Origin of the sequence: Nocardiopsis sp. JB363 (assembly GCF_900143625.1) — a bacterium.
In the GTDB taxonomy this organism is placed as follows: Bacteria; Actinomycetota; Actinomycetes; order Streptosporangiales; family Streptosporangiaceae; genus Nocardiopsis.
Window position 1 is genome coordinate 17,862 of sequence record NZ_FRFF01000170.1, and the last position, 10,158, is coordinate 28,019.

6 protein-coding genes are annotated in these 10,158 nt (G+C 65.4%); 5 read left to right on the plus strand and 1 reads right to left on the minus strand.

All coding sequences use genetic code 11. From position 1 onward, the window contains the following. Positions 1–18 precede the first annotated feature (18 nt). The 5 genes from BQ8420_RS27025 to BQ8420_RS27045 all read left to right on the plus strand — a co-directional run bounded on the left by BQ8420_RS27025 (position 19) and on the right by BQ8420_RS27045 (position 9,005). Positions 19–2,475 carry a DUF262 domain-containing protein gene (locus BQ8420_RS27025; RefSeq protein ID WP_087102547.1) on the plus strand — a complete coding sequence of 819 codons (2,457 nt, stop codon included), beginning with the start codon at positions 19–21 and terminating at the stop codon, positions 2,473–2,475. A 257-nt stretch (positions 2,476–2,732) separates the two neighbouring features. Then, positions 2,733–4,739 (plus strand): WD40 repeat domain-containing serine/threonine protein kinase, encoded by a 2,007-nt coding sequence (locus BQ8420_RS27030; protein WP_143847583.1) that lies wholly within the window; start codon positions 2,733–2,735, stop codon positions 4,737–4,739. Between the two features lie 332 nt (positions 4,740–5,071). Further along, positions 5,072–5,800 (plus strand): NUDIX domain-containing protein, encoded by a 729-nt coding sequence (locus BQ8420_RS27035; protein WP_087102551.1) that lies wholly within the window; start codon positions 5,072–5,074, stop codon positions 5,798–5,800. After that, positions 5,800–6,948, plus strand: a complete 1,149-nt coding sequence (locus BQ8420_RS27040) for a 5'-methylthioadenosine/S-adenosylhomocysteine nucleosidase (protein ID WP_087102553.1) — start codon at positions 5,800–5,802, stop codon at positions 6,946–6,948. Before BQ8420_RS27035 ends, BQ8420_RS27040 begins: the two co-directional genes overlap by 1 nt. Continuing rightward, complete coding sequence (locus tag BQ8420_RS27045; protein ID WP_200816113.1) at positions 6,945–9,005, plus strand: hypothetical protein; 2,061 nt, start codon at positions 6,945–6,947, stop codon at positions 9,003–9,005. Before BQ8420_RS27040 ends, BQ8420_RS27045 begins: the two co-directional genes overlap by 4 nt. Before the next feature lie 312 nt (positions 9,006–9,317). On the opposite strand, the gene BQ8420_RS27050 is transcribed toward BQ8420_RS27045, so the two are convergent. Further along, the coding region (locus BQ8420_RS27050) for an SGNH/GDSL hydrolase family protein (RefSeq protein WP_235006515.1) at positions 9,318–10,158 on the minus strand (841 nt) is incomplete at its 5' end.

The window sequence follows — 10,158 nt, forward strand, 5'->3', positions numbered from 1 at the left end:
GATCGAGATTGTGGAGATATGCAGGCCAACGAAACCACGTTCCAGAGGATGGTCGAAGGAACCAAACAGTTCCAGGTTCCCTTGTACCAACGCCCCTATTCCTGGGGGCGCGAAGAGCTCGAACGTCTCTGGGACGACTTGACCGAGCAGGCCGAACGCGACCAGGAGACGCAGGCCGGTGGTGCGGCCGGGCACTTCCTGGGGTCGGTGGTCCTCGCACCGGGGCTTTCCTCGGCGAGCACACTCACCCGGTGGCTGGTGATCGACGGCCAGCAGCGGCTCACCTCGCTGTCGATCGCGCTCATGGCCCTCCGTGACCGGTTGCGGGAGGTGGAGGAACTCGGCGAGGGCGACCACAGCGGTGCCGACAGGATCAACGACGTCTACCTGCTGAACAAGTACAACAAGGGGATCGACAAGTATCGACTCCTGCCGACCCAGGCCGACCGGGCGGCCTACAAGGCCATCGTCGACGAACACCCCCACGCGGGAGGCGACGACCGGGTCGGATTCGCCTACAACTTCTTCTCCAGCAAGGTCGGCAAGTACACCGAGGAGGACCTCCTCAAAATCGAGGAGACCATCGGGCATCGGCTCAGCCTCGTGGACATCCAGGCCGAGGCCGGGGACAACGTCTTCCGGATCTTCGAATCCCTGAACAACACCGGCAAGGGGCTCAGCCAGACCGACCTGCTGCGCAACTACGTCTTCATGCTCCTTCCCGAGAGCGGCCAGGAGGTGTACGAAGAGGTCTGGTTGCCGATGCAGGAGGAGCTGGGGCCGGAGACCCTGGAAACCCTGGCCTGGCTCGACCTGGTGCTGCGTGGGGACGAGCGGGCCAAACAGAGCGAGGTCTACCACGGACAGAAGGAACGCCTGGAAAAGGTGCCCCAAGCCGGTGGGGAGAAGGCCCTGCGGGCCGAGGTGGAACAGTTGTGGCGGCTGGGACAGCTGCTCCAGCGCGTCCTGGACCCCGGTTTCGAGGACGATCCGGAGCTGGCCGAGGTCCTGACCCGCCTTGAGTCCTGGGGCAACACGATCTACCGTCCGCTGGCCCTGCGCCTGATGGTGCTGCGCGACCAGGGGCACGCCGACACCGACGACCTCATCAGGGCGCTGGGGTACGTGGAGAGCTTCCTGGTTCGGCGCATGATCGCCGGGGTGCCGACCCAGGGGCTCAACAGGATCTTCACGTCCTCACCCAAGGAGATCCAGCCGGGCGGCTCGATCGCGGAGTCCGTCCACCGTTATCTGTCGGATCCCCGTCGACGCTGGCCTTCCGACAAGACCCTGCGCGAGGCCGTGGCGCACCGCAACTTCTACTGGTCGGGGCAGGCGCTACAGCGCACCTTCGTCCTGCGTCGGTTGGAGGAGGCCTTCGACAACCCCGAACCGGTGGACTTCGGCAAGGCCAAGGTGAGCATCGAGCACGTCATGCCGCAGAGCATGACCGAGGAGTGGTACGAGGTCCTGAGCAAGCAGACCGACACAGACGAGACCGAGAACGAACTGCACGGGCGCCTGTTGCATACCTTGGGCAACCTGACCCTGACCGCTCAGAACTCGAAGCTGTCCAACCACTTGTTCGAGCGCAAGCAGAAGATCTTCCAGTCCAGTGGTCTGAGCATGAACCGTCAGATAGCCGATGCTCCCAGTTGGGGCAGGCCGGAGATCGAGGCGCGGGCGGCCCTGCTCGCGGACCACGCCTGCGCCCTGTGGCCCGCCCCGACGGCTTCGGGTTCCCGGGAGCCCGAGGAGATCGGTGCGGATCTGGCCCGGCAGATCGAACACGCCCTGGCGATGCTGGCAGCCGACCGTTGGACCACTCACCGGGAACTCGCCGTGCTGGTGGGCGCGAAGACCGACACGGTGTCCCGGCATCTGGGCGCGGCCACGGATCTCACTCACAGAGAGCGTGTCTTCAAGGACACCAGGGCCGCCGAGATCGCGGGAGCGGACCACGAAGGGTTCGCGCCGGCCGCGGCGCTGGCCGAACTGGTGGGCCTGGAGGTGGACGAGTTCGTCGAACGGGAACGGCGCTTCCACGCCCTCCTGCTACAGAACCAGCGGCCCGACGTCGTGCGGGCGACCCAAGCCCTGATCGACGAGTGGACCGCCGTCGGTGGTGGTCTGGTGTGGGGCGCAGGCGCCGACACCAGCTGCTTCCTTCTCACCTGGGACGAGAGCGTGGACGCCGACTGGCGATGGGCGCTCGTGCTGTACCCATCGTCGGGACGCGCTGAGGTGGTCTTCCAGTACATGGCGCGACGTCCACCGTTCGACGACGTGGCGCTGCGCAGGGAGTTGCTGCACAGGTTCAACGCGATCCCCGGTGTGGACCTGCCCGAGGACTCACTGAACCGGCGACCGAGTTTCCCGCTCCAGACGCTCTTGGACGACGGTGGCCGGCCGGTGTTCGAGGTGCTGCTGTGGTTCCGGGAACGCTGCCAGGACTGGCTGGACCAGCAGGTGTGACCCTGGCCGAAATCGGACCGTGAGCCGACCTTCCCAAGGTGCGTCGGTCGGGTGGTGGGCGCCCGGAGAACGCACACCACCCGACCAACGCGGGATGGCGTGGTCCGAGCCTGCTCTTCACTCCCAGCATCGCTGCTTTCTCTGCGGCCTGGAATAATCACGCACGGTGAAGCCCCAGGACACCCCCTTCGTGTGAAAGCGAGCCCAGGTTGAAGCCACTACAGTCGACCGATCCTCGACGCCTTGGCCGTTATCGCTTGGAGAGCAAGCTGGGCGAAGGCGGCATGGGTCAGGTGTACTTGGCCCGCACCGCCGGGGGACGGCGGGTGGTCGTGAAGGTCATTCGCCCCGAGCTCACCGACGACCCCGATTTCCGGGCGCGCTTCGCCCGGGAGGCCGAGATGGCCCGAAAGGTGGGTGGCTTCCACACCGCGCAGGTCGTGGACGCCGACCCCGAGGCCGACCCACCATGGATCGCCACGGCCTTCGTGCCCGGTCCTTCCCTGGAACAGGCGGTGCGGAAGAACGGCCCCCTCAAAGAGCCGGAGCTCACCGCCTTGGCTCTTGGGCTGGCCGAAGGGTTGGAGGCCATCCACGGCTGCGGCCTGGTGCATCGGGATCTCAAGCCCGCGAACATCCTCTTGGCCGAGGACGGGCCCCGCATCATCGACTTCGGGATCGCCCGACCCATGGACGCCACTGAAATGACCGGGACCGGGACCGTTCTAGGCACCCTCACCTACATGTCCCCGGAACAAGCCAAGAGTGAGCCGGTGGGCCCGGCCAGCGACATGTTCACTCTGGGAACCGTCCTGGCATTCGCTGCGACCGGAACGAATCCCTTCGCATCGCAGACCATGGGCGCCATCGTGTTCAAGGTCATCTCTAACGCGCCTGAGGTCAAGGGACTTCCGGATCGGTTTCAGCCAATCATCGCGGCCTGTTGGGACCATGACCCGAAGCAGCGCCCGACCCCCGGGGACGTCATCACGACTTTGGATGACGTCGACACCGGTGCTGGTAGCAGTGGCGAAGCCGATCTTCCCCCTGAACGGGCAGCGGATGAGCCTCCGGCTTCGGTGCTGGTCCCGACCAGGCGGGAAAGCAAGCTCCCGGGACGGGATATCCAGGATTCTCCAAGGCCGGAATCGCCATCCAGTACGAAGCCCTCACTGTTCTGGCGACGCCCTCTAAGCTCTGCCGTGGGCACGGTGCTGATCGCGGGTCTCGTCTACTGGGCCGTGCCCTCGTCGGCCGAGGACCCGACTCCGTCCGAGGTCGAGGCCGACCTGGTCGTGGACCTGCACGAGGGACTGTACGAGGAGGACGATGATCCCCATTCGTCCATACGCAGTATGAAGTTGAGCCCGGATGGTTCCACCCTCGCCACGCACGATGACTTCTCTCTCTCCAGAGGGTGGCTCAGACCGAATGTCTACCTTGCTCATATTCGGCTCTGGGATGTGGAGACCGGCGAGATGAAATCCGAACGTCGGATCAACACAGAGGAGGCTTCCCCAACTTTCCTCTTCGACCCTTACGGGACCCCCCTCTACGCCGAATTCACTCATGGAGAGAATTTCTTTCTCAAAGATGCAGAAACCGGAAAGATTCTGCTTACTTTGGACTCGAGGGAAGGAATAATAAGAAACCTGGAGTTCAGTGATGATGGTTCGTCTCTCTTATCCAAAGACTCCAAGGAAGCGGTTCACGAGTGGAACGCGGAGACCGGAGAGTACGTTGCCACCCACGATCTTGAAGACGACGTGACTCTACAGGGAACGCTTTCCCCTGATCAAACGATCGTCGTTCACCAGGATGGCGATAGGTTGGACCTGTTCAGCACGGATTCGGGTGAACTGATCGGCAGCATCGAGGGGGAAGAGGAAGGGATCCGATCCCACACCTTCAACCCGAACGGAACGATTTTGGCCACCGGGGGCGACACCGACCTGACTCAACTGTGGGACACCGACACCAGAGAACTCATCGCCACTCACACCACCTACGAAGACACCTTCTACGCGAGGAACTTCGGCCCTCGAATCAGCATCGGCTCGATCACCTTCAGCCCGGATGGAAAAACCATCGCCGTAGGTCGAAGCGATGGTGACATCTATCTCTGGGACACCAAAAGCGGAGAGCACACCCTCACCTTGGCAGGAGAGGAAGAGGACATCCGACACGTAGTCTTCAGCCCTGACGGCAACACCCTGTTCGCCGGAGGCTCGGGAAGCATGCTTCGGATGTGGAAGCTCACCTGACGAAACCCTGCTCAGGGAAACAGGTGACGGGAAACGCCTTAACGTCACACCGCCTTCGGAAAGACGTCATCGCTCACTCTGCACCTTGACCAGCCGATCGACCTGTTCAGGGACCACCTTTCTCAGATCCCACCCCTGAAAGCCGCCGCCCCACGTGGCAACAAGTCGGGTGATACCACAGGCCTCCCCCAACAGGGGGCCACCCCTCATAACCCCACCAGCCGCGCTGCTCACAAAGACCACTTCCGCCACTCCATAAACTCCAGCGTTCACCTGAATCAATTTCCAAGAACCACTTCCTGTCTATCTGACAGGAAGCTACGCTCAGCCTCATGCCAAACGAAATCTGGCGACCACCCCCCGTACTGCTCACCGTCGACCTGGCGATCCTCACCCTGCGTTCCTCGGCTCTGCACATCCTTCTCATCGAGCGAGGAATCAAGCCCTACAAAGGTGAATCGGCCCTGCCCGGTGGATTCATCGCGGACGCCGGCGAGGACATCTTCGATGCGGCCCACAGAGAACTCCGGGAAGAGGCCGACCTCGACGCGACATCGCTGCACCTGGAGCAACTGGGTGCCTACGGCCGGCCCGGCCGTGACCCACGAGGGCGCATCGTCTCCGTCGCCTACCTCGCCATCGCCCCCGGTCTGCCCGAACCCGAAGCCGGTACCGACGCCTCCGCCGCCTCTTGGATCCCCGTCGAGGAGGTCGTATCCGGCCGTCGCACTCTCGCCTTCGACCACCGGCAGATCCTCGACGACGCTTTGGAACGCGCCCGCGCCAAGATCGAGCACACCGCCCTGGCCACTGCCTTTTGCTCCCCGGCCTTCACCATCGCCGAACTCCAACGCGTCTATGAGGCGGTCTGGGGCTTCGACCTCGACCCGCGCAACTTCTACCGCAAGGTCCAGTCGGTGTCGGGCTTCCTTACCCCGGTCGGTCCGGACCGTCGTACCACCAAGGGCCGTCCCGCCCGTCTCTTCCAGGCCGGGCCCGAACAAGAACTACGCCCACCGATCCTGCGGCCCCTGCCCCCGAACCAGAACGAGGAAGCGTGATGAGCAACGATCTCGTGGTGGTCCTGACCGCCTTGAATCTGGAATACCAGGCCGTGCGCGAGCGGCTCCGTTCACCAGAGCCCTATCGGCACCCGCGAGGCACCCGGTTCGAGATCGGGGCCCTGCCCGGCGGCCATGGGCGTGTGGTGCTGGGGCTCACCGGCAAGGGCAATCAGTCGTCCGCGGTATTAGCCGAGCGGGCCATCCAGGAGTTCTCCCCCGCCGCCTTGCTCTTCGTGGGCGTGGCCGGAGCCCTGTGGGACACCCCGCCGCTGGGCGACGTGGTCGTGGCCACCCACGTGTACGCCTACCACGGCGGAACCAGCGAGGACGACGGCCTCAAGGCCCGACCCCGGGTCTGGGAGGCAGCGCATGAGATCAGCCAGACCGCCGCCCACCTGGCCCGGGTCGGTACCTGGGCGCCGCCCGGGTCGGCGCCGGGCCGGCCCCGTCCCCAAGCTCACCTGGGGGCCATCGCCGCCGGAGAGATCGTGCAGAACTCCCGTATCTCCCGCGAGGCCGATTGGATCCGGCAGATCTACAACGACGCGGTGGCCATCGAAATGGAAGGTGCCGGCGTCGCCCAGGCCGGGCATCTGAGCGGGTCACCGGTGGCGATCGTGCGCGGTATCAGTGACCGGGCCGATGGCACCAAGGCCACCGAGGCGGATCGGAGATGGCAGCCGATCGCCGCCGCGAACGCCGCCGCCTTCGCCCTCGAACTCGCCACGGAACTCACCGAAGCGGAGCCCCCCACCATGCGTGAAGACAGTGTTTCCGGCCTCCCCGGCAACGTCAACAACACGGCACACGGCAGCGTCGGTGTCCAGGCCGGTCACGTCAGCGGCGGTACGTTCCACGTAGCGCTGACCTCCTCCGAACCCGAGCCGGTCGAGATCTCGGAACGGATTTCGGCCCTGAGGGAGGAGCTGGCCCAGGAGCGCTCCAGTGGACGCATCGACGAGGAGACCCACGATGCGGCCTCGACCGAACTCGACATCGCGAGCAAGGGGATCGAAGAGGCCACACCTCAGGGCAGGAAGACCTCGTTGCTGGCCCTGAAGCGCCTCATGGGGCTCCTGGGGGACCTGGCCTCGCTGGCCACCAAGGTCGCGTCGCTGATCACCTCGGTCAAGGGACTCACATGAGCGGGCCCGAGACCAACAACACCGCCGGCCCCCATTCCTTCGTCGGTGCGCAGGTCGGCCAGATGCACGACTCCAACATCTACGTGGTGGGGCCCGATGATCCACCCGAACACGACTACGAGGTGGGCGTGCGCTACCTCGATTCCGGAATCCCGGGTAAGGCACGCGACCACCTCGACAACGCCTACGCGCGGGGGCTGGACCACCCCGAGCTACACCTCAACCGGGCCCTGGCCATCCTCAGCAAACGCTCCTATCGGGACCTGAACAAGGCGGACCGCGCCCTCCTGGAGGAACTAGAGCTGCGAACGGAGTCGCTGAGTCACGCCACGTCCGGGCAGGCCTTGGCCGTGGTCTTCGCGTTGCTCTCCTGCGTGGACGGTTCCGATGGGGACTCCGAGACCGCGATGGTCCTCTTACGTGATCTCCCGCCTGAGCACCGCGACCCGATCCTGCGTCATCTCGGTCTGGTCCTCACCGGTGGCATGAAGCAACGTCTGTGGAACCAGATCCGGAACAAGGCCCACCGGGAGCACACGGCCGGTGACCGACGTGACCGTGTCTGGTCCTACTTCGAGCCCGATCCGGCGGAGGCCAGGGCCAAACACCCCGCTCCGAAGTCCTACAACGGATGGAGCCTCTTCGGTGGGCTTCTCCTGGCGGTGGCGACCCTCTCACCCATCGCGTTCATGATGAGGACCGCGCTGGCACACGGCGACTTTCCGGCCTTGCTCTCCTGTCTGGCGATGCTGGTCCTGGGGCCGGCTGCGGCGTGGGCCCTCGGCGAGTGGTACCACGAGCACCGGCGCAGGGTCGCTCTGGAACACGAGTACGGCTATCGGCGTGCCCCCTCGTCCGCGCCGCCCAAGGGCGGGTTCACCGACCAGGTGGAGAGCGCTTTCGACCACTACTTCTTCAAGTACGCGCCCGAACCGGAGAACGGGGAGGCGTGGCTGAAGGAGACCGCGGGCGTGCGCCGGTCCCTCCGTGACGAGGTCGCTCGCACCTACCGGGAAACCGAGGTCGAAGCCGGCAAGGTGCGCTGGTTGATCCGGTTCATGGCCCGTGACGTGCGGCGTCGCTGGACCGGAGGAATGCCGCTGGAGCCGCGAGAGGTCCACAACGTGACCATGGTGACCAGGTTTCGGTGCGTGTCCCTGTTCCTGCTCTTGGGAGCGGCGACCGTGACGGCCCTGTCGGCGGCGTTCCAGCAGGCCCCGGTGACCACGGTGGGCTGCGTGCTCTTGGCAGCGGTCACCGCCAGGTTCACGGTCCCCATGTGGCTGAACATCCAAAGCGAGCGTCGACGCTTCCGTGAGCAGGCTCAGGAGCGGGAGGAGATCGTCGAGGCCCGCCGCGCCGAGCACGAGCGATGGAAGGCCAAGCTCGACGAGCTACGCCCCTCGGAGCAAGAGATGGAGGGCTGGCTGGACGCCGACAAGACACTGATCCTCGACCAAGTGTTGAGGCACCACGGTCTGGTCTGGCACGAGGTCGTCGCCCACGCCTTTCTGCCGACGCCGAATCAGCCCTGCAAATCGGCCCACGTCCCTTGTGGCCCTTGGCGCTATTCGAGGTATGAGATCAGGATCTTCCTGGTGACCGAAGAGGGTGTGCGCGAAGCCACCGCTGACCTCGATTTCGAGCGTGGGACCTGGGAGGTGAAGGAGCGGTACAACTACCGCTTCGACGCGATTTCCTCCGTCCAAGTGGAGATCAAGGGCATGCGACGTTACACGCTGAAAATCACCCTGACCAACGGACCGGCCAAGGGGATCCCCGTGTCCGAGATCCCCACTCGCGACACGGTGGACGAGGCGCCGCCGAGCGAGAGTTCGGAGATCAACCTCGACGCGGCCGGGTTCTCCCACACACTCCGCATCCTGGAAGGCATCGCCGCCGAGGGCAAGCCGTGGTTCGACAGGGAAGCGGAACCATCTACGAGGAACGTCCCTCCCCAGCCCGAGGCCGACCCGCCTTCGGATTCACATGAGCCGACACCGAAGGGAGGTGCCGTGGCCGTGCCCCAGCGACAGTCCCAGCCGATTCCCGGGTGAGGTCTCCGCAGCGGCATTCTCGATGTCGGACACCCGGTCCGCGATGTGGTCCCGTTGATGCCCGTGGAGGGCAGCCTTCAAGGCCAGGGAGGCGGGCGACTTCCGGACCGGTGTTCCAGGGGACTCTGATGCGGGCTCCGTTCTCCGCAAGGTCGGGCCGGCGTGTGAACGTCGGTGGCCGGTTCCGCCCGGCGGGAAATGGGTCGGGCCGGCCCCACCGCGCCCTTCCAGCAGGAAACGTCCTGAAGGAAGGCTCGGGTGGGGCCGGCCCTGGGCCTCGCATGGGGCGAGGCACCCTCGGCTGCTTGCGGGTCAGCCGACGGCGCCGGTCAGAGCGGGAAGGTATCCCTCGGAGTGACCGGCCTTGTTGGGGTGGTAGGACTCGTTGAGGGGAACGGCGGTGCCGTTGATCCACGGCTCGTCGGCGCATACCCGGTTGCCCTCGAAGCCGCCACGCACGTCGACGTAGGTCAACCCTGCTGCCGCCACACGGTCTTCGATGCCGCCCGCGAGGGCGTCGGCCATCTCGTTCAATCGCACACGTTTGGTCTCGCCGATGCTGCCGACACCGCACGGTCCGAGCTCGAACAGGCTCGGGTAACCCAGGACCACGACCTGTGCCTGGGGCGCGGCCTCGGTGATCGCACCGTAGGTCTGGTCCAGGAGGGCGGGCAGTACGTCGCGGACGTCGTTCTCGGCCTCCTCGCCCCGCTCGTCACAGGCGGCGTCGCTGCCGGTGCGACAGGTGGTGATGACGTCGGCGAATCCGACGTCGTTGCCGCCGATGGTGATGGAGACCAGGTTCGTTTCCGGGGTCAGGGCGGATACCTGGTCGTTGAGCACGTCGGTGGTGGTGGCTCCGGCACAGGCGACGAAATCGAAGGAACCGGGCGCGTGGGAGGCGGCCCAGAGCTCGGGGAAGGCCGAGGGCCCTCGCTTGCAGTCACCGGAGTCGTCGTAGTCGCGGGTTCCCAGCCCGGAGGAGTAGGAGTCACCGAGCGCGACGTAGTTGATGTCGGCTGATTCCGCCGCCGCGGGGGAGGCGGTGAAGAGCAGGGGGATGAAGGCAAGGCCGGATACGGCCGCCAAAGCACGCCTGACGGACAACAGGAGCTCCGTTCGAGAAGGGGGATCAGGGGGAAGGACCCGGGGC